This is a genomic window from Mesorhizobium sp. Cs1321R2N1, assembly GCF_037179725.1.
GTDB classification, from domain to species: Bacteria; Pseudomonadota; Alphaproteobacteria; order Rhizobiales; family Rhizobiaceae; genus Mesorhizobium; species Mesorhizobium salmacidum.
The window spans coordinates 43,659-63,637 of record NZ_JAPYKP010000016.1 but is presented as its reverse complement, the minus strand read 5'-3'; the positions used below and the strand labels follow the sequence as shown (position 1 = coordinate 63,637).

General features: G+C 62.8%; 17 protein-coding genes. 12 read left to right on the top strand and 5 right to left on the bottom strand.

Going from position 1 to position 19,979, the window contains the following annotated elements; translation table 11 throughout:
* The 3 genes from O7A61_RS06995 to O7A61_RS06985 form a co-directional block, all read left to right on the top strand.
* On the top strand, positions 1 to 634 hold a 634-nt coding region (locus O7A61_RS06995), incomplete at its 5' end, for an ATP phosphoribosyltransferase regulatory subunit (RefSeq protein ID WP_337129120.1).
* Positions 631 to 1,329 carry an ATP phosphoribosyltransferase gene (hisG, locus tag O7A61_RS06990; RefSeq protein WP_337129119.1) on the top strand — a complete coding sequence of 233 codons (699 nt, stop codon included), beginning with the start codon at positions 631 to 633 and terminating at the stop codon, positions 1,327 to 1,329. The genes O7A61_RS06995 and hisG, both read left to right, overlap by 4 nt.
* A gap of 92 nt (positions 1,330 to 1,421) precedes the next feature.
* On the top strand, positions 1,422 to 3,194 hold the full coding sequence (locus O7A61_RS06985) for an AMP-binding protein (RefSeq protein WP_337129118.1): 1,773 nt from the start codon (positions 1,422 to 1,424) through the stop codon (positions 3,192 to 3,194).
* Positions 3,195 to 3,201: 7 nt separating this feature from the next.
* Here O7A61_RS06985 and O7A61_RS06980 read toward each other — a convergent pair whose 3' ends face one another.
* Positions 3,202 to 4,746, bottom strand: coding sequence for an alpha/beta fold hydrolase (locus O7A61_RS06980; RefSeq protein ID WP_337129117.1), 1,545 nt, complete (start codon positions 4,744 to 4,746; stop codon positions 3,202 to 3,204).
* 210 nt (positions 4,747 to 4,956) lie between these two features.
* Between O7A61_RS06980 and O7A61_RS06975 the strand changes: the two genes are divergently transcribed.
* Positions 4,957 to 5,589: a class I SAM-dependent methyltransferase gene (locus O7A61_RS06975; RefSeq protein ID WP_337129116.1), complete on the top strand. Its 633-nt coding sequence runs from the start codon at positions 4,957 to 4,959 to the stop codon at positions 5,587 to 5,589.
* A 92-nt stretch (positions 5,590 to 5,681) separates the two neighbouring features.
* Here O7A61_RS06975 and O7A61_RS06970 read toward each other — a convergent pair whose 3' ends face one another.
* On the bottom strand, positions 5,682 to 6,590 hold the full coding sequence (locus O7A61_RS06970) for a hydrogen peroxide-inducible genes activator (protein WP_140504564.1): 909 nt from the start codon (positions 6,588 to 6,590) through the stop codon (positions 5,682 to 5,684).
* A 178-nt stretch (positions 6,591 to 6,768) separates the two neighbouring features.
* On the opposite strand from O7A61_RS06970, the gene katG reads away from it, so the two are divergent.
* Positions 6,769 to 8,970 (top strand): catalase/peroxidase HPI, encoded by a 2,202-nt coding sequence (gene katG / locus O7A61_RS06965; RefSeq protein WP_337129115.1) that lies wholly within the window; start codon positions 6,769 to 6,771, stop codon positions 8,968 to 8,970.
* Positions 8,971 to 9,041: 71 nt separating this feature from the next.
* On the opposite strand, the gene O7A61_RS06960 is transcribed toward katG, so the two are convergent.
* Positions 9,042 to 9,719: an MIP family channel protein gene (locus O7A61_RS06960; RefSeq protein ID WP_337129114.1), complete on the bottom strand. Its 678-nt coding sequence runs from the start codon at positions 9,717 to 9,719 to the stop codon at positions 9,042 to 9,044.
* 317 nt (positions 9,720 to 10,036) lie between these two features.
* Between O7A61_RS06960 and O7A61_RS06955 the strand changes: the two genes are divergently transcribed.
* The 3 genes from O7A61_RS06955 (at position 10,037) to O7A61_RS06945 (ending at position 12,565) form a co-directional block, all read left to right on the top strand.
* Positions 10,037 to 11,326, top strand: coding sequence for an RsmB/NOP family class I SAM-dependent RNA methyltransferase (locus O7A61_RS06955; RefSeq protein ID WP_337129113.1), 1,290 nt, complete (start codon positions 10,037 to 10,039; stop codon positions 11,324 to 11,326).
* Between the two features lie 140 nt (positions 11,327 to 11,466).
* On the top strand, positions 11,467 to 11,925 hold the full coding sequence (locus O7A61_RS06950; protein ID WP_027146613.1) for a PaaI family thioesterase: 459 nt from the start codon (positions 11,467 to 11,469) through the stop codon (positions 11,923 to 11,925).
* A 4-nt stretch (positions 11,926 to 11,929) separates the two neighbouring features.
* Positions 11,930 to 12,565: a 5'-methylthioadenosine/S-adenosylhomocysteine nucleosidase gene (locus O7A61_RS06945; RefSeq protein WP_337107360.1), complete on the top strand. Its 636-nt coding sequence runs from the start codon at positions 11,930 to 11,932 to the stop codon at positions 12,563 to 12,565.
* A gap of 12 nt (positions 12,566 to 12,577) precedes the next feature.
* On the opposite strand, the gene O7A61_RS06940 is transcribed toward O7A61_RS06945, so the two are convergent.
* Complete coding sequence (locus O7A61_RS06940) at positions 12,578 to 12,895, bottom strand: hypothetical protein (RefSeq protein ID WP_337129112.1); 318 nt, start codon at positions 12,893 to 12,895, stop codon at positions 12,578 to 12,580.
* Between the two features lie 86 nt (positions 12,896 to 12,981).
* Here O7A61_RS06940 and O7A61_RS06935 point away from each other — a divergent pair, with 86 nt between their 5' ends.
* The 3 genes from O7A61_RS06935 to O7A61_RS06925 all read left to right on the top strand — a co-directional run bounded on the left by O7A61_RS06935 (position 12,982) and on the right by O7A61_RS06925 (position 16,655).
* Positions 12,982 to 13,464: a MarR family winged helix-turn-helix transcriptional regulator gene (locus O7A61_RS06935; protein ID WP_337129111.1), complete on the top strand. Its 483-nt coding sequence runs from the start codon at positions 12,982 to 12,984 to the stop codon at positions 13,462 to 13,464.
* Between the two features lie 56 nt (positions 13,465 to 13,520).
* Entirely contained in the window at positions 13,521 to 15,083 is a 1,563-nt protein-coding gene (gene guaA, locus O7A61_RS06930; RefSeq protein ID WP_337107363.1) for a glutamine-hydrolyzing GMP synthase, read from the top strand.
* Between the two features lie 315 nt (positions 15,084 to 15,398).
* Complete coding sequence (locus O7A61_RS06925) at positions 15,399 to 16,655, top strand: tyrosine-type recombinase/integrase (RefSeq protein WP_337129110.1); 1,257 nt, start codon at positions 15,399 to 15,401, stop codon at positions 16,653 to 16,655.
* On the opposite strand, the gene O7A61_RS06920 is transcribed toward O7A61_RS06925, so the two are convergent.
* Complete coding sequence (locus O7A61_RS06920) at positions 16,645 to 17,037, bottom strand: helix-turn-helix transcriptional regulator (RefSeq protein ID WP_442921052.1); 393 nt, start codon at positions 17,035 to 17,037, stop codon at positions 16,645 to 16,647. The genes O7A61_RS06925 and O7A61_RS06920 overlap by 11 nt on opposite strands.
* A 605-nt stretch (positions 17,038 to 17,642) precedes the next feature.
* Here O7A61_RS06920 and hemN point away from each other — a divergent pair.
* A complete protein-coding gene (gene hemN, locus O7A61_RS06915; RefSeq protein ID WP_337129124.1) occupies positions 17,643 to 18,977 on the top strand; it encodes an oxygen-independent coproporphyrinogen III oxidase in 1,335 nt (444 codons plus the stop codon).
* Positions 18,978 to 19,979 lie beyond the last annotated feature (1,002 nt).

Sequence of the window (19,979 nt, the reverse complement as noted above, 5' to 3'; positions counted from 1 at the left end):
GCTGGCCCGCGCCTTCGGCTCGGCGCCGATGCTGGAGGCCGCACTCGCCGATCTCGCCAACCCGCCGCGCAACGGCCAGCTCTCCGGTCCAGTCGCGGCGCTTGTCCTCGACGGCGATCTGGACGGTCTTTCCCAGCACATTGCCGGCGGCATGGAAGAGGCTGGCCTGTCGGCATCCGCCGGGCGCGCGCCGTCGGATATCGCGCGGCGGCTGATCGAGAAAGCCGAGTTGCGCAGCGTGCGGCTGTCGAACGAGGCTTTCGCTGCCCTGAAGAATTTTCTGACGATCGACGTGCCGCTCGATGGCGCAGCCCAGGCGTTGGAAACCTTCGCCGCCGGCGCCGGACTTTCGCTGGGCGCCGCGCTGGAAAAATTCTCGGCCCGCGCCAAGGCGATCGAGGCGCATGGCTTGCCCTCGGGAGAAATTCGCTACGACGCCGCTTTCGGCCGTCCGCTCGATTATTACACGGGTGTGGTCTTCGAAATCGCGGCGGCCAATGGCGAGCGTCCCCTCGCCGGTGGCGGGCGCTATGACAGGTTGCTGACGCTGCTCGGCGCCAGGACCGCGATCCCTGGTGTCGGCTTCTCGGTGTGGCTCGACCGCATCGAAGCGTTGCGGGGGGCGGCATCATGATCACACTGGCGATCCCGTCGAAGGGCAGGCTCAAGGAGCAGGCCCTGGAGGTGCTGGCCAAGGCTGGCCTCGCCGTCAGCCTGCCCGGCGACGAGCGCAAATATCACGCCCGCGTCGAGGGCCTGGACAATGTCGAAGTGGTTTTCCTGTCGGCCTCCGAAATATCGGGCGAAATAGGCCAGGGCGCGGTCGATCTCGGCATCACCGGTGAGGACCTGGTGCGGGAAAATCTCGCCGACTGGGAAGCGCGAACCGAGATCGTCGCCCGCCTCGGCTTCGGCCATGCCGATGTCGTGGTCGCGGTGCCCGAGATCTGGCTCGATGTCGATACCATGGCCGATCTCGACGACGTTGCAGCCGATTTCCGCCAGCGTCATGGCCGGCGGCTCAGGATCGCCACCAAATACTGGCGGCTGACGCAGCAGTTCTTTTCGCTCAAACACGGTATCCAGGTCTATCGCATCGTCGAGAGCCTCGGCGCCACCGAGGGCGCGCCGGCGGCCGGCCTTGCCGACGTCATCGTCGACATCACCAGCACGGGCTCGACGCTGCGCGCCAACCATCTCAAGGTGCTGGGCGATGGCGTCGTGCTGGAGTCGCAGGCCTGCCTTGTGGCTTCGAGGAAGACACGTGCCGCTGCCGACGAAGCCGTCTTGCGCGACATCGTCGCGAAAATGGCGGCAGCGATCGCATAGCGATCCTTCAGGGAAGGGGCTCCAGTACCATCGACGGGATTTCCAGCATCCCGGCAGGCTGATAGGTTCGGCCAGTCTTGGAGGAGACAGCGATGCCGGTCAATCTCGACGAGCTGAAGAACGCCACCAATCTGCGCGGCCGTGGCGCGCGTGCTGGCGGCGTCTTTATCGCGCCCGTGGATGGCAGGGCGCATGTCTCGGGCGATCGCGGCGTGCCGCTGCTCGACAAGACCATTCCAGCACTTTTCTCCGACACCGTCAGCAAATACGGCACGCTCGATGCCGCCGTCTTTGTCGGCCAGGACAAGCGCTTCACCTGGAGCGAACTGTCGGACACGGTGGATGCGCTGGCCGCCGGCTTCCTGGCACTCGGTCTCCAGAAGGACGACCGGGTCGGCATCTGGTCACCCAACCGGTGGGAATGGCTGGTGACGCAGTTCGCCACCGCCCGCATCGGCCTGATCTTGGTCAACATCAATCCCGCCTACCGGCTGACCGAACTGGAATATGCCCTGAACAAGGTCGGCTGCAAGGCCTTGGTGACGGCGGCCAGCTTCAAGACGTCGGACTATCTCGGCATGATCGAGACGCTGGCGCCGGAGATCGCCACGGCAACACCGGGCAAACTGAAGGCCAGCAAGTTGCCGGCGCTCAGGATTGTCATCCGCATGGGCGAGGAGAACTCGCCAGGCATGTTCAATTTCGGCGATGTGCTGGCCATGGCTGGGCGCGACGAGCATGACAGCCTTGACCGCATTTCCGAGGGGCTGAAGCCGGGCGATGCGATCAACATCCAGTTCACCTCGGGCACGACAGGGGCACCCAAGGGCGCGACGCTCACCCATCTGAACATCGTCAACAACGGCAATTTCGTCACCTCGGCCATCAACCTCACCGTCGACGACCGGCTCTGCATCCCTGTGCCGCTCTACCATTGCTTCGGCATGTCGATGGGCACGATGGGTTGCGTGTCGAAGGGCGCGACCATGGTTTTCCCCTGCGAGGGTTTTGATCCGGGCCTAACGTTGAAAGCCGTGTCGCAGGAGCGCTGCACCGGCCTCTATGGCGTGCCGACCATGTTCGTAGGCATGCTCGACCATCCGGACTTTTCATCCTTCGATCTGTCCAGCCTGCGCACCGGCATCATGGCCGGTTCGCCATGCCCGATCGAGGTGATGAAGAAGGTGGTATCGCTGATGCATATGGCGCAAGTGACCATCGCCTACGGCATGACCGAGACCAGTCCGGTCTCGTTCCAGAGCAGCGTTGACGATCCGCTGGAAAAGCGCGTCTCGACCGTCGGGCGCATCCATCCGCATGTCGAGGTCAAGGCGATCGACGCCGATGGCGCCACCGTTGCGGTCGGCGCGCCGGGCGAGCTTTGCACGCGCGGCTATTCGGTGATGAAGGGCTATTGGGACGACGACGAAAAGACCCGCGAGGCGATAGATAGTGATGGCTGGATGCACACCGGCGACCTCGCCACCATCGACGCCGAGGGCTATTGCAACATTGTCGGCCGCGTCAAGGACATGGTCATCCGTGGCGGCGAGAACGTCTATCCCAGAGAGGTCGAGGAATTCCTCTACCGCCATCCCAAAGTGCGGGAAGTCCAGGTCTTCGGCATTCCCGACGCCAAATATGGCGAGGAGTTGTGCGCCTGGATCGTCCTCAAGCCCGGCCAGGTCGCCACCGAACAGGAGATCAAGGCCTTCTGCGCCGGCCAGATCGCCCACTACAAGGTGCCGCGCCACATCCGCTTCCGCACCGAATTGCCGATGACGGTGACCGGCAAGCCGCAGAAATTCCTGATGCGTCAGGCGATGGTGGAAGAGCTGGGACTGGTGACGCAAAAGACGGCGTGAGGCCGGATCAGCCGCGTCGTACCAGCGCGCTGATGCTGTGGAGCAGCATCTGCTGGTCGCCGACCCAGAACCAGTGGTCGTCGCCGTCGACCTCGATGAAACGCGCGCCGGGAATCCTGGACGCGAGAAACCGCCCGGCCTCGATGCGCACGGCGCGGTCGCCGGAACGGTGGAGGACCATCGTCGGGGCGGAGACTTTTGCCAGGAGGTGACGGACATCGGCGTCCCGCAATGCCTCGAGCAGGCCCGCGACCGCGCCCGGGCTGGAGGCTGCCCTGAGCAATCCGGCCCACCAAGTCCTCGCCTGACGGTCGCCAGCGAGGCTTGGGGCGAAGGTTTCGATTTCCGCCGGGCCACCCCAGCCCGCGAGCAGGCGTTGCTTCCAAAGATCATACTGCGCGACGGTCAAGGCGTAGGGATAGTCAGGCGCGCGGCTGCCTTTCGCAAGCGAGCCCCACAGGACAAGGCCTGTCAGCCGATCGGGATGCTCGACCGCAAAACGGATACAGCCCGGCCCACCCTCCGACGCGCCGACGAGCAAGGCCCGGCGGCTGCCGGCCGCATTCATGACCGCCAGAATATCCTGCGCCGTCGCCTCGACTGTGGGACGGGCACCCACGCGGTCGGAAAGCCCCATGCCGCGCCGGTCGAAGAGAATCAGGCGACCCAGGCGCGAAATCGCGGTCAGCCAGGCGCGGCAGCCCGGGTCTTCCCAGATACGCTCGACATGCGAAATAAAGCCGGGAACGAGCACGATGTCCGTCGGGCCGCTACCGACGATCTGGTACGCGATGTGGATGCCGTCGACCGCGACATAGCGCGTTCTGGGCACGTCCAAGGTGGTGTCCTGAGTTGGCTCGCGCAGCATGGCCAGCGTGGCGGGGTTCGGCGCTACGCCGAGTTCGTCCCGCAACAGCCGGATGCACGTCTCGATCTGACGCTCCGCCGCCGCCCTGTCGCCTGCCGCCAGGTGGGCACGGATCAAGTGGCGGTGCGCGCTTTCGCTCAGGGGGTCGAGTGCCGCCAGCCGCGTCGCATGAACGATCGCGCCGCGCGGCTCGCCGCCGGCGATCTTGGCTTCGACGAGCCGCTCCAGCGCTTGCACCAAGCGGCCGCGCAAGGTCTCCCGCCGGAAGAAGACCCATTCTTCGAATTCCGGACAGTCCGGCAGCGAGGAGCCGGCGAGATAGTCGACTTTGTAGATATCGGCTGCGGCGTCGAGAGAGCCGGAATTGCAGGCATGCTCGAAAACCCTGGTGTCGATCTCAGCGGACAATGCTGGGTGCAGGCTGAGGGAGCCGCCTGTGGCGGCGATGATCTCACTGCCGAACGCGATGCGGATTTTATAGAGTGTCCGCCGAAGGCGGGCGCGTGCGGCCTGATCGTCGGTCTCGGGCCACAAAAGTGTGGCGGCGACCTCGCGCGCCACCGGCCCGCTGGCCTCGGCGATATAGATGAGGAGGGCTGCCGCCTTGCGCAGGGCGAGTTCCACCCGCCGGCCGTTCAAGCGGAACTCCGGAAAACCCAGAAATCGGAATTCCAATCGCTCCATCGATCCGACCACCGCCATCCAGGGACGTTGAGGGGACGCCGGCCTTCTATCCATCCCCACGACGTCGGGCCGATCGGGCCCGATCATGAGACTCCCTTGGAGCGAGAAATGTCACTGGTCAATACTCCCATCCACCATTGCACATCAGGGCCCGCTGCCGGCGGAGGCATCCCTTCCGGTGCCGCCAGCACACGGCTAGGAGGCTGAAGCATGTGCCAATCCTGTCTCTCCTGGTACGCGCGCTGCATTGCTCCCTACCTCGTCCACGCCGGCTGTTCGGCCAGCGCCTTCGCGCATATGCGAAGGCGCTTGATCCCGCGGGCGGGGGGCGTTGTGGTCGAGGTCGGTTTCGGGTCCGGCCTGAACCTTCCCTATTACGACGCCGGCAGGGTGAAACGGGTGGTCGGCGTCGATCCCGACGGCACGATGCTGGGTCTGGCCGAACCGAAGACCCGTTCCTTGCCATTCGATGTCGACTGTATCCGGGCCAGCGGTGAAAGACTGCCATTGACCGACAGCTTCGCCGACACGGTCGTCGTCACCTATGCCTTCTGCACCATTCCGGACCCTGAGGTGGCGCTGACCGAGATCCGGCGCATCCTGAAGCCCACGGGCCGGCTGATCTTCATCGAGCACGGCCAGGCCGAAGGGCCGCGTTGCCGCCGGTGGCAGGAGCATCTGAACCGGCTGTGGGGCCGGCTCGCCGGCGGCTGCCGTCTCAACCGCGACCCATTGCAGCTGATCCGGGCGGCGGGCTTCCATATCGTCGAAGCGGAGCGTGATCGGTTTCGGCTACCCTTCTGGCACTTGGGAAGTCACCATGCCGGCATCGCGATACCCTGACAGGCTGACGTCGTCGGTTCCGCATCTCCGATGCCCTGCGCCGAGCCCGGCTCTCGCACGCGCGAACGGTCCGGCGCGGGGTTGTTCGCTTCTCACGCCACCAGCATCACCGCACCGAGGCCCCGGATGATCTTCGCCAGTTCGACGCATTCGCCGTGCCGCGCATTGTTGCGCCGCCAGGCTAGGCAGATCATGCGCTGCGGCATCGGCTCCTGGAACGGCACGATCTTGAGATCGGGGATAGTGCCGGCAGGGCCCGCCGCCATTTCGGGGATGAGAGTGACACCGAGCCCGTGCGCCACCATCTGCAAAAGCGTGGTCAGGCTGGTCGCGCCATAGCTTGCCATCGCCACCGGCCGCACATTGCCGCAGACGGCCAGCGCCTGTTCGCGCAGGCAATGGCCTTCTTCCAGCAGCATCAGTCTTTCCAGCGCCGGGCTCTCGGGCGGAACCGGCGGCGAGGCAAAGGCCGGATCGCCTGATGGCACGGCCAGGAAGAACCGGTCGGGAAACAGCGCTTCGGTGATCAGCCCGGGATGGTCGAGCGGAAGCGCGGCGATGAAGGCATCGAGTTTTCGCGATGCGGTGTCCTCGACCAGGGAGGTGGTGACCGCCTCGCGCAGTTCGAGCAGCAGGGCCGGGAAATGCTTCTTCAGTTCGGGCAAGGCCCGCGGCAGAAGATAGGGCGCTACGGTCGGGATGATGCCCAACCGGAAGCGTCCCTCCATGGCGGTGCGGCCGCGCCGGGCCGTCGTTTCCACGTCACGTATGTCAGCCAGGATGCGCTCGATGCGAGGCAACAGGGCGACCGCTTCGTCCGTCATGCGCACCGACTTGCCGCCGCGTTCGAACAGCCGGCAGTTCAGCCGTTGCTCCATTTCTGCGATCTGGGAGGACAGCGCCGGCTGGCTGACACCGGCAAGTTTCGCCGCACGCCCGAAATGCAGCGTCTGCGCCAGCGCGTCAAAATAATGCATCTGGCGAACTGTCAATCCGATCATGCAGTCAAGCCTATCATAAGAAAATCCTATCGAAATAAACAGGAAAGGCAATTTGTTTTTATCGTCAGTGTGGCCTAGTCTGGGGTCGTTCCAGATTGGCGCGGGCCGCTGGCCGCCCCCAAAATCTCGGCAAAAATCAACCTCGGCAAATCAAACCTCGGCAAAATTGGAGTGAGAGATGGACGCGAAAACCGACGACAACAGCGCGGGCAAATGCCCTGTTGCGCATGGATCCGCCAGCCGGACCAATCGTGACTGGTGGCCGAACCAGCTTGACCTCGGCGTTCTCCACCAGCAGTCGAATCTGTCGGACCCGATGGGCGAGGACTTCGATTATGCCAAGGAATTCGCGAGTCTCGACCTCGATGCGGTGGTCAAGGACCTGCATAAGGTCATGACGGATTCGCAGGACTGGTGGCCGGCCGACTTCGGCCATTATGGGCCGCTCTTCATCCGCATGGCCTGGCACAGCGCCGGCACCTATCGCATCGGCGACGGTCGCGGCGGGGCCGGAGCGGGCCAGCAGCGTTTCGCGCCGCTGAACAGCTGGCCTGATAACGCCAATCTTGACAAGGCGCGCCGGCTGCTGTGGCCGGTCAAGCAGAAATACGGCCGCAAGATTTCCTGGGCCGACCTGTTGATCCTCACCGGCAACGTCGCGCTGGAATCGATGGGCTTCAAGACCTTCGGCTTCGCCGGTGGCCGCGCCGACGTTTGGGAGCCGGAGCAGGACGTCGACTGGGGCTCCGAGACCAAGTGGCTTGGCGACGAGCGCTATTCGGGCGACCGTGAGCTTCGTGGCCATCTCGGCGCCGTGCAGATGGGCTTGATCTACGTCAACCCGGAAGGCCCGAACGGCAAGCCGGACCCGATCGCCGCCGCGCGCGACATCCGCGAAACCTTCGCTCGCATGGCGATGAACGACGAGGAAACCGTGGCGCTGATCGCCGGCGGCCACACCTTTGGCAAGACCCATGGCGCCGGTGATGCCTCGCTGGTAGGGGCCGAGCCGGAAGGCGCCGGCATAGAGGCGCAGGGCCTCGGCTGGTCGAGCAAGTATGCGTCGGGAATTGCCGGCGATGCCATCACCTCGGGCCTCGAAGTCACCTGGACAACGACGCCCACCAAGTGGAGCAACAACTTCTTCGACAACCTGTTCAACTACGAATGGGAACTGACGAAGAGCCCGGCAGGCGCCCATCAGTGGACGCCGAAGGGTGGCGCCGGTGCCGGCACGGTGCCCGATGCGCACGACCCTTCGAAGCGTCGCGCGCCGGCCATGCTAACCACCGACCTCGCGCTGCGGGCCGACCCGGCCTACGAGAAGATCTCGCGGCGTTTCCACGAACATCCGGATCAGTTCGCCGATGCCTTTGCCCGCGCCTGGTTCAAGCTGACCCACCGCGACATGGGCCCGGTCGTCCGCTATCTCGGCCCGTTGGTGCCGAAGGAAGAGCTGATCTGGCAGGATCCGATCCCGGCGGTCGACCATGAACTGGTCAGCGACCAGGACATCGCATCGCTGAAGGCCAAGATTCTGGCCTCCGGCCTGTCGGTTTCCGAACTGGTCTCGACGGCCTGGGCCTCGGCTTCGACCTTCCGCAACTCCGACAAGCGCGGCGGCGCCAACGGTGCCCGCATCCGGCTGGCACCGCAGAAGGACTGGGACGTCAACCAGCCGGCCGAGCTAGCGAAGGTGCTTGCCAAGCTCGAAGGCATTCGGAAGGAGTTCAACGCTGGCGGCAAGAAGGTCTCGCTTGCCGACCTGATCGTGCTCGGTGGTGTCGCGGCCGTCGAGAAGGCCGCGAAGGATGGTGGCAACGACGTGAACGTGCCGTTCACGCCCGGCCGCATGGATGCCTCGCAAGAGCAGACGGACGTCCACTCTTTTGCCGCTCTCGAGCCGAAAGTCGACGGCTTCCGCAACTACGTCAGAGGCAAGCAGCCCATGTCGGTCGAAGCCATGCTGGTCGACCGGGCGCAGTTGCTGGGCCTGACGGCGCCGGAGCTGACGGTGCTTGTTGGCGGCCTGCGGGTGCTCGGCGCCAACACCGGCCAGTCAAAGCATGGCGTGTTCACCGACAGGCCGGGTACGCTGACCAACGACTTCTTCGTCAACCTGCTCAGCATGAGCACGGTGTGGGATCCGGCTGCCGGCTCCGAGCCGGGCTCGGAAGAGGTCTACGAGGCGCGCGACCGCAGGACCAAGGCCGTCAAGTGGACCGGCACCCGCGCCGATCTGATCTTCGGCTCGCATGCGCAGCTGCGTGCCTTGGCCGAAGTCTACGGATCGGCGGACGCCGGGCAGAAATTCGCCCGGGATTTCGTTGCGGCATGGACCAAGGTGATGAACGCCGACCGGTTTGATATCGCTGCCTGATCCGAACTCAAAGTCGCAAAAAAAGGCGCGGGCCGTAGCTCGCGCCTTTTTTTGCATTCAAGCTCCGGCAATCAATCCTTCTCGAAAATACGCGCCTTGGCGACGACTCCGGCAATGGCGCCGCCGATCAACGGCGCGACGATGAACAGCCAGAGCTGGCTGAGTGCGGCACCGCCGGTAAACAGCGCCGGACCGATGGAGCGCGCCGGATTGACCGAGGTGCCGGTGACCGGGATCATGGCGAAGTGAATGCCGGCCAGCGTCAAGCCGATGATCAGACCGGCAAAAGCCGTCGAGTGCTTTTCAGCGGTAACGCCGAGGATCACCGTGACGAAGGTGAAGGTGCCGATCAGTTCCCACAGGAACGCCGAGCTCATGCCCCATTTCGTCTCGTCCCAGCCATTGGCGCCGAAGCCGCCTGTGTGGCCGCCGGTCTGGCCAGAAACGATGATCCACAGCGCAAGCGAGGCGATGATGGCGCCGATGATCTGCGCGATCCAATAGGGGATGACGTCCTTGGCAGGCAGCCGGCCGGCAAGGAAGACGCCGAGTGTCACCGCCGGATTGAGATGCGCGCCCGAAATCGGGCCGATCGCATAGGCCGCCGCGATGAGGCCGATGCCGAATGCCAGGCCGATGCCTTCCTGGCCAAGCGGCAGCGCGCCGCCGAAGCCGCCCGTCACCACGGACGCCGTACCGATGAACACCAACAGAAATGTGCCTAGAACTTCCGCCAGATAAGTCTTCATTGCCCTCTCCTCGTGACGATCCGCCGGTCCACGGTTTCCGCGCCGCGAATCATGGCGGCAAGAGTATTCCCAACCGAAAAACTTGGAAAGCAGAGCTGTAGCGCCATACGCCGTCCTTGCAACCGCCAGTTAAGAACATTAGAAATATTGCATCTACTGGTCTGCCTACTGTTAACCGCCGTGAAGATTTACTGATCGGACAGGTTTGCCGACCATGGCCAGCTTGCGCTCGCGGCGAGACCGAGCGGGGTTCAATCCGGACGTGAAAGGCTCTAAGAGCAGACCGAGATAATGTGCTCGATTTGATGGAATGACGAATGCGACTGGGCGGACGGCTGGCTGCGGCTATCGAAGTGCTGGAGGACATTGGTCGGCGTCATCGGCCGGTGGCCGACGCGCTGAAGGACTGGGGCCTGTCGCATCGCTTCGCCGGCGGTGGTGATCGCGCCGCGATCGGCAACATCGTCTACGACGCGCTGCGCCACAAGCGCTCCGCCGGCTGGTTGCTGGGCGAAGACACGCCGCGCCCCATCGGCTTCGGGGCGCTGTTGCTCGAATGGAACCAGACGGGGCAGTCGCTCAACGCCGCGCTTGAAGGCGACAAGTTCGCGCCGCCGCTGCTCAGCGCCACGGAACTCCAGGCAATCGCGGAACGCCGGCTTGCGGACGCGCCGCCCGCGGTTCGCGCCGACATACCCGATTGGTGCGAACCGCTTTTCGAGCGGGCCTTTGGCGAGACATGGGTCGAGGAGGGCGCGGCGCTGGCCACGCGTCCGCCGCTCGACATCCGGGTCAACACGCTTCAAGCCGATCGCGTCAAGGTCTTGGCCGAACTCGAGCAGACCGGTGCCAGTGTCGCACGGATCGCACCCTACGGTATCCGCATCCCGCCGATCGACGGTGATGGCCGACACCCGAACGTGCAGGCCGAGCCGGCCTTCCAGAAAGGCTGGTTCGAAGTCCAGGACGAGGGGTCGCAAATTGCGGCAGCGCTTGCCGGTGCGACGGCCGGCATGCAGGTGCTCGACTTCTGCGCCGGCGCTGGCGGCAAGACGCTGGCGCTGTCGGCGGCGATGGACAATCACGGCCAGATCTTTGCCCATGATGCTGAAAAGGCGCGGCTGGCGCCAATCTTCGACCGCATCCGCCGCTCGGAAAATCGCAATGTGCAGGTCGCCACCAAGCCGGCCGAGCTTGCCCCACTGGTCGGTCACATGGACATCGTGCTGGTCGACGCGCCCTGCACCGGCAGCGGCACCTGGCGGCGTCGTCCCGATGCCAAATGGCGGCTGACACAGAGACAGCTCGACGCCCGCAAGGGCGAGCAGGCGACGATCCTCGATGCCGCCAGGATGTATGTCAAACCCGGCGGCCTGCTGGTCTATATCACCTGCTCGGTGTTCGACGAGGAGAATGGCGAACAGGTCACGGCGTTTCGTGAGCGCAGCAGCGGCTTTGTCCCGGTCGATCACCGCGCTCTCTGGGACGGCCGTTTTCCGGGCCACCAAGCAGCGGCGCGGATCGGCGCTGGCGGCGATATTTCCCTGTCGCCGGCGCTGAGCGGCACTGATGGGTTCTATTTCTGCGCGCTGCGCCGGACCAACTGAGCGCTGCCGCATCCGCCGGCAGTTCGCGGCCACTCGGCCGGTGACGGCCTACGAGACCAATTGTTGCAGTGCAGCAATTGAGATTGCCTGCCGCCGATCCCTCTGCAATAAGCTTTGCCAGACAAACGAAGGCAACGGCGATGGCAGCGAAGATCGTACCGGCTCCAGACTATGAGGATCGCGTCAGGGCGTCCTTCGCACGCCAGCAGGCGATGGCGACGATCGGCGCCGAATTGACCTTGGTGACACCCGGCATAATCGAGATCGAGATGCCCTATTCGGCGGCGCTGACCCAGCAGCATGGCTTCCTGCATGCAGGCGTCATTTCGACGGCGCTGGACTCGGCTTGCGGCTATGCGGCATTCTCGCTCATGCCTGAGAATTCCGGCGTGCTGACCATCGAATTCAAGGTCAACCTTCTGGCGCCGGGCCGGGGCGAACGCTTTTTGTTCCGCGGTTCGGTGACCAAACCCGGCCGCACCATCATCGTTGCCGACGGCCAGGCCTATGCCTTCGCCGCCGACGGCGAGGCCAAGCTGATCGCCACCATGACCGGCACGATGATGACGATGGTTGGTCGCGACGGTATAGCGGGATGATCCGATGAGCAATGTCGTGCGCATTGGTGGCAAGAATGTGCTCTTCGTCATGGCGGCGCAGGCCGAATATGGCCCGCATCTGCAGCGGCTGTTCAACCCGCTGATGACGGGGGTCGGCCCGGTCGAAGCCGGCGTACGGCTGGGCGCCGAGCTCTCCTGGTTGAAATCCACAAAAGCATTGCCGGACCTCGTCGTTTCGCTGGGCTCGGCCGGCAGCCGCAAGCTGGAACAGGCTGAAATCTACCAGGCCGCTTCGGTGAGCTATCGCGACATGGACGCTTCGCCGCTCGGCTTCGAGAAGGGCGCGACGCCTTTCCTCGACCTGCCGGTGACGGTGCCGCTGCCTCTCGTTATTCCAGGCATTAGAAGCGCCACGCTCTCGACCGGCGGCGCGATCGTCACCGGTGCCGCTTACGATGCGATCGACGCCGATATGGTCGACATGGAGACCTTCGCCTGCCTGCGCGCCTGCCAATTGTTCGGCGTGCCGCTGATCGGCCTGCGCGGCATTTCCGACGGCGCGGCCGATCTGCGCCATGTCAACGACTGGACGGAATATCTGCACGTCATCGACGAGAAACTGGCCGTGGCGATCGAGTCGCTCGAACGGGCGATCGGTGGCGGCCTGCTCGAGGGCTGACTGTTCTTCGGATCAAGCGGCCAGGCACTGCGGATCGCCGAAATCGATGCGTGAGACGCGTCCGCGCACGGCGCCTGTTGCGTCGATATAATCGATCGCTCCCGGTGTATGATCGAGTTTCCACGCGCCGGCGGGGCCGTCTTTCCATTCGACCTTGTAGCCGTCGTCCAGCAGCGCCCAAAGTCCGTGGAAGCGTGTGCCGTCCGGTAGGAGCATGTGCGCCCGATCTTCAGTTTCATGGTAGACGAAGGCGTGCTCGCCGCCCATGTCGATGACATGCGTGGTTCCGACCATGATAATGGCCAGCGTGTCCCTGTTCAGTAATGTCATTATACCTGTCCATGGGTTCGCGTTTCGAAAGAGGCTCGACGGGATGAATATCGTCAAGTATCTTGACTATACGGAGTCTGGCACAAATGGTCAAGCAACTTGACGAAAAAACCGAAGCGTCGCCGGATCATGTCGGCTGGCGGCTATGGCAGGCGAGCCGTGCCTGGCAGGTGGAATTTGCTGCCGCCATGCGGTCCGCCGGCCACGCCTGGTTCAGCGAGGCGCGCGCCGGGCTGCTCGGGCACATCCCGCGCAACGGCACGCGCCAGTCGGTATTGATCGAGCGCGCCGCCACCTCCAAGCAAGCGGTTCAGCAATTGCTCGACGGTCTGGAGGCGGAAGGCGTGCTGGAGCGGTTGCCCGATCCACGGGACGGGCGCGGCAAGCTTGTGTGCTATACCCGCAAGGGTCTGGATGCCTTGCGCGACGGCGACCGCATCAAGCTTCAGATCGAGCGCGGCTATATCGATCGCATCGGCGAGCAGCGGTTCGCAGCGCTTATGGACGCCTTGCGCACACTTGACGCGGGGCGGGGCGACGCATCGGCAGGAGCATCGGGGCCGAAGTGAGCGGCGCGACCGCGCAACCCATTGCGCCGACTCGTTTCTTTCTCTAAAGGCTCGCCATGACGACAGCCAATCACACCGACACCGTCCTGATTGTCGATTTCGGCAGCCAGTTTACCCAACTCATCGCCCGCCGCATCCGCGAGGCCGGCGTGTTTTCCGAGATCGTGCCGTTCCAGTCGGCCGAAGCCGCGTTCAAGCGCATCAATCCGAAAGCTGTGATCCTGTCCGGCGGCCCCGCCTCGACATCGGACATCGGCAGCCCGCGCGCGCCGCAGATCGTCTTCGACGCCGGGGTGCCGGTGCTTGGCATCTGCTACGGCCAGATGGCCATGTGCGTGCAGATGGGCGGCGTCGCCGAAAGCTCCAACCATCGCGAATTCGGCCGCGCCTTCGTCGAGATCGAGAAGGACAGTCCGCTGTTCGAAGGGCTTTGGGCGACCGGCCAGCGCCATCAGGTGTGGATGAGCCATGGCGACCGCGTCATCGCCTTGCCGCCGGGCTTCGAGGTGTTCGGCAAATCGGAAAGCTCGCCTTTCGCCATCTTCGGCAATGTCGAGCGCAGGATGTACGGCATCATGTTCCACCCGGAGGTGGTGCACACACCCGACGGCGCCCGGCTGCTCAGGAATTTCGTTCACAACATCGCCGGCATCGAAGGCGACTGGACGATGCGCGCCTATCGCGAACACGCGGTCGAGGCGATCCGCAAGCAGGTCGGCAAGGGCAAGGTCATCTGCGCGCTGTCGGGCGGCGTGGATTCCTCGGTCGCCGCCCTTCTGATCCACGAGGCGGTCGGCGACCAGCTGACCTGCATTCTCGTCGACCACGGCCTGATGCGCAAGGACGAGGCCGCCGGTGTGGTGGCGATGTTCCGCCAGCATTACAATCTGCCGCTGATCCTGGTCGATGCCTCCGACAAATTCATCTCGGCGCTGGAGGGCGAGTCGGACCCAGAAAAGAAGCGCAAGACTATCGGCCGGCTGTTCATCGAGGTGTTCGAGGACGAGGCGAAGAAGCTCGGCGGCGCCGATTTCCTGGCACAAGGCACGCTCTATCCCGACGTCATCGAAAGCGTCTCCTTCACTGGCGGCCCGTCGGTGACGATCAAGTCGCACCACAATGTCGGCGGCCTGCCCGAGCGCATGAACATGCAACTGGTCGAGCCGTTGCGCGAACTGTTCAAGGACGAGGTGAGGGCGCTCGGCAAGGAGCTCGGTCTGCCCGAAAGCTTCATCGGACGCCATCCGTTCCCAGGCCCCGGTCTTGCCATCCGCTGCCCTGGCGGCATCACCCGGGAGAAGCTGGAGATCCTGCGCGAGGCCGACGCCATCTATCTCGACGAGATCCGCAAGGCTGGCCTCTATGACGCGATCTGGCAGGCCTTCGCCGTGTTGTTGCCGGTGCAGACCGTCGGCGTGATGGGCGACGGCCGCACCTACGAATTCGTCTGTGCGCTGCGTGCAGTCACTTCGGTCGACGGCATGACGGCTGATTTCTATCACTACGACATGGCCTTCCTGGGTGCCGCCGCCACCCGCATCATCAACGAAGTGCGCGGCATCAACCGTGTGGTGTACGACGTGACCTCGAAGCCGCCTGGCACAATAGAGTGGGAATGAAATGATGTTGTTCAGAGACTATCGCCACCTATCGAAACGTGCACCTAAACCACTGAAAAATAACGAAATTACTCTCTTTGACTATCGGTCCCTATCGCGGACAAGCGCTTGGATTTGACGGTAAAGCTGACGGTAAAGGATTTTAGCTCACCTGTTGATTTTGCCATTACCGTCAGCCAGATTTCGAGCGTGACGGTAAAATATTTTGACTAACTGATTGATATAGCAAGATTAATAAGAACAAGTTGCATGGAAGTCGTCTGACGGTAAAATCGAGGGTAATGAGTGCATTTCCGACCCCCGAGAGGATGTCCTATGCTCACTGATACCGCTCTCAAGTCTCTGAAACCAAAGGACAAAACGTACAAGGTTGCAGACCGTGACGGTATGTACGTCACCGTCTCCCCGACAGGATTAATCACGTTCAGGTATGACTACCGTTTGAATGGAAGACGAGAGACCCTGACAATTGGGCGATATGGTCGTGGAGGCATCTCCCTTGGACAGGCGAGAGAGAAATGCCTCGATGCTCGGCGCGCGACGGCCGAGGGCCTGTCCCCAGCGCGTGAGAAACAGCGAGAGAAGCGCCGTAATTCAGAGGCGAAAACTTTCAATGAGGTTGCTGAGCGCTGGATCAAGGAAGCCAGGATGGCCGACAGCACGCGTTCGATGCGGAAAGCCATCCTCAACCGTGACATTGTTCCCGCCTGGAAGAACCGCTTTCTCACCGAAATTACCTCTGACGACCTGCGTGAGCTCTGCGCCAAGGTGAAAGAACGCGGGGCGCCGGCCACCGCCATCCATGTGCGCGATATCATTAAGCAGATCTACGGGTTTGCCATCTTGCATGGCACCAAGATCGCCAATCCCGCTGATGAAGTTGGGCCGGCTTCGATCGCGACCTTTGTACCCAAGGATCGCGCTCTCACGCCCGCCGAAATTCGGCACATGCTCAATCAACTCGAGCATGTGCCGACCCTGCCGACGATCCGGCTCGGATTAAGGCTGATCCTGTTGACCATGGTGCGCAAGAGCGAATTGCTAAACGCCGTCTGGGCCGAGGTGGACTTCGAGAACTCAGTCTGGACCATCCCGAAGGAACGAATGAAGCGATCCAAGGCGCACAATGTCTATCTGTCACAACAGTCGATGGACATTCTCATCGCGCTAAAGACCTGTGCCGGGAATTCTCGGTATATCCTGCCGTCACGTTACGAGGCAGATGAGCCCATGTCTCGCGCGACATTCAATCGGGTCACCTATGCCGTTGTCGAGCGGACAAAGAAAGAAGGCCTACCATTGGAGGCCTTTACAGTGCACGATCTTCGACGAACCGGCTCGACGCTTCTCAACGAAATGGGATTTAACGGGGATTGGATTGAGAAATGTCTCGCCCATGAAGACGGCCGGTCTTCTCGCGGCGTCTACAACAAGGCTGAATACGAACAGCAGCGTCGCCATATGCTCCAAGAATGGGCTGACATGGTTGACGCGTGGGTGGAAGGGCGGAAGCGCGTTCCAACGCTTTATCCACCGGCCATGCAGTTGCTCCCGTTGGAAGCTACCGTCTGACTGGACGTGTCTTGCGCTTCCTCACGTCCGGTGGTGGAGCTTTCTTTGTCAAGGCTGCATTGGATGCACGGCGACGTCCCTCAACCCAGTCTTCCACCTCGGCCAAGTCCCAAACGACGCAACGCGGGGTCAGGTAAAACCGTCGCGGAAACTCGCCGCGCTGTTCCATTTCATAAATCGTGGTATCGGCTAAAGGGACGATCTTGCGAAGCTCGGTTCGCCGAATTGCCCGTTTGTTCGACGGGCGCGACGGCAATGAAAGGCCGTTGACGATACGGGCCATTTCCGCAGCCGGAGCACCGTCCTGCTGGTTTGGTTCTCGCTCCGATACACGTGCATCAGTTTCCATTTTCCCAATCACAGTCGATTCCAGATCACGCAATGTTGGACGACATCCTGGGTGCATCGTGCCTGGAAAGGAAGCTGGTCCCCCCATGCAGCGTGGAAAGGATTGCGCGGACCTGCAAAACGGACACGTTGCGCCAAGACAGCGAATGAGTTTCGAATGCTACTACAGTGCTTCCGATATCGGCTCGGCTGCGCAATCGAGGTCAACTGCCCTTGAAGCCAGAAAAGCCATCGGTTCATGAAACTGGTGGCGTGGAGGCCCTCCAGTCGTTCCAAGCGGCGGGCGCTGTTCGACTGCTCGTAGGCCCGCGCGGCTCGTGCATCGCTGCCCCTTATCTCGCGCTGGAGCTCCATCATGTCGCGCTGCATATCCTGGGTGGCTTGCAGCAGGCCCCGATCATCATTGCCACAGTTTTCGTCCCGGATGCCGGCATAACCCGCTCCTTCCTCCGAGCTAGTTCAGTTCGGCCCTGTCGTTTCAATCGTCGGCACTATCATTTGAGTCCGGGACAGCGAAGTCAGCAGCTAGCACTGAGATCGCTGTTAGCCTCCGGCTAAGTCGGACGGTTGACATAGCGCAAAGACACACGAGCGCGCAGCGGTGCAGAATAGGCCGATTTGAAGAAGGAACAACGTCGATTGCGGAGCTCAATCCTGACAAAATATGCGGACGCTGGCCCGCCTTGGTACACCATCTACCCGGCTGCTCCGCAGTTCTCCACCACGGTCGACGCCGAGGCTTGTAGGGAATGGCTGACCTGCCTGCCGGCTGAGGAACCCGTCTCGCTCTATGTCCACATCCCGTTCTGCCGCTCGTTATGCTGGTATTGCGGCTTCCCCACCGGAGCCACTCGGCGGGATGCGCCGATCCTCGATTATCTGGCGGTTCTGCGTGATGAGATCCGTTTGGTTGCGGAGCAAGCGCCGAAGCCGCTGCCAGTGAGCGACGTGCACTTCGGGGGCGGAACGCCGACCCTCATAGGACCTGCGGAGCTCCTGGCCCTAATGAAACTCCTGCGCCACCGTTTCGCGTTCAGGAAAACGGCGACGATCGCGGTCGAGATCGACCCGCGCACATTCACGACCGAGATGGCCGAGGCGCTAGGGGCAGCCGGCGTGACCCGCGCGAGTCTGGGTATTCAAAGCTTTGACCCCGTTGTTCAAAAAGCGATCAATCGGGTCCAGAGTGAAGCAGAGACGTCAGCCGCCACGGAGACCTTGCGCCATAATGGAGTGAGCCGTGTCAATTTCGATCTTGTTTACGGTCTCCCCAATCAGACAGTGCAGTCATGCGTTCAGACCGCGGCGGCAGCGGTAGCCATGCATCCCGACCGACTTGCAGTGTTCGGCTACGCGCATGTTCCGACCTCTAGGAAAAACCAGCGCCTGATCGATGAGGCAGCGCTGCCGGACATCACTGCGCGCGCGGAACAGGCCGAAGCCGTGGCCGAGACCCTGATTGCCGCCGGCTACCGCCAGATCGGGCTTGACCATTTCGCTCTGCCTCATGACGAGCTCGCGCTGGCGCACAAAGCCGGTCGCCTACGGCGTAACTCCCTAGGTTACTCGGCCGACACCTGTAAAACTGTGATCGGCTTTGGTGCGTCGGCCATAGGGCGTCTCGGCGATGGTTACGTCCAAAACGAAGTTGCTATCAGTTCCTACAGTCGTCACATCAGAGCCGGCCGCTTGGCGACGTCCAAGGGCTACCATCTCACCGGCGAAGATCGCCTCAGAGCTGCAATCATCGAGCGGCTGATGTGCGATTTGGAGGCCGACGTGCCAGCAATCTGTGCAGCCCACGGATTTGATTCGAACCCTCTTCTCGAGTCGGCTAAAAGCTTGGCGATGCTCGCCGACGATGGGATAGTGGATATCGAAAACGGTTGCATCCGCGTTAGGCACAAGCACCGCTTTGTAGTTCGGGCTGTTGCTGCTGTGTTCGACGCCTATGCCAATCGCTCATCCTGTTAGTACAATCAATTTTGAGCCGATCCAAAAGCATGACGGTCCTTTGCGAGCCGATATGCAACATCGATGTGAGGAGGACGGATTGCTAACGGCTGCCGCTTCCAGACATCCGGCCGCTTTTGGCCCAACCGCGCGGAAGGACCTGTCGAGTCGTCTGGTGCTCCGGGCCGAGCCGGACTTGGCGGGCTCGGCCTTTCAGATTCCGCACAGATTTCGCTCGGGTCTCGGCGTGCGCGCAGCCTGCTTGTGCTCAAGCGCTGGGCAGGTGCGGATATCATGTGCGACGTCATCCATGAGGCGCTGCAGCAACTTGTTGCCAGGTAAACTGAGGCGGCCCTCGACCGCGTCGGCTTGCGATCTCCTGTGACCCGCGCCCGCCCATAGGGCTGTGGCCTCGGATTAGAACGCGGATTCTCGGCCACCCAGCACGGGACAGCCGGCGCGGCTAGCTGCGATCCTAGTTCCCTTTGGTGGTTTTACCGAGCGCAGGATCATACCGACCGGCCGGCCTGTTGCGACCTCATATGGCTGGGTCGCCAAGAAGCGGCGCTGGGCGAGACCAGCCTTGAAGATCGAGAGCTGTGAACGACGTCCGCCGTCCCGGCGAGCTCGAGCGTCGTTTTGGCCGCAGCATTGCTCAGTGATCACAGATCCACCAGCACACGGCCAAGTCGGCTGGCGGTCCTGCGGTCTGGCAGGTGACCAGGCAGAAAACACGTCCGCTTTGAGCACAGGTCACGCCCGCTGTCAGGCAGACCTCGGGCAATTCGCGGGGCCCGATCGGTGGGGTTCCGGTCGAGATCAAGGGCGACGTCATGACAGCAGCCGGAGGCGGAGCCGGGCGGTCCTCGGTTTCGGACGCAAATGATTTCAAGGGCACAAACAAGCCCAGAAAGCCAATCGCGGCCGATGCGAGCAGAGGGGATTTCTCCATTTATGTGTCTCCTTGATCAATTTGGAAAATGGTCTTGAAGCCGAACCCTGCGGGCCTTGAAGTCGCACAGC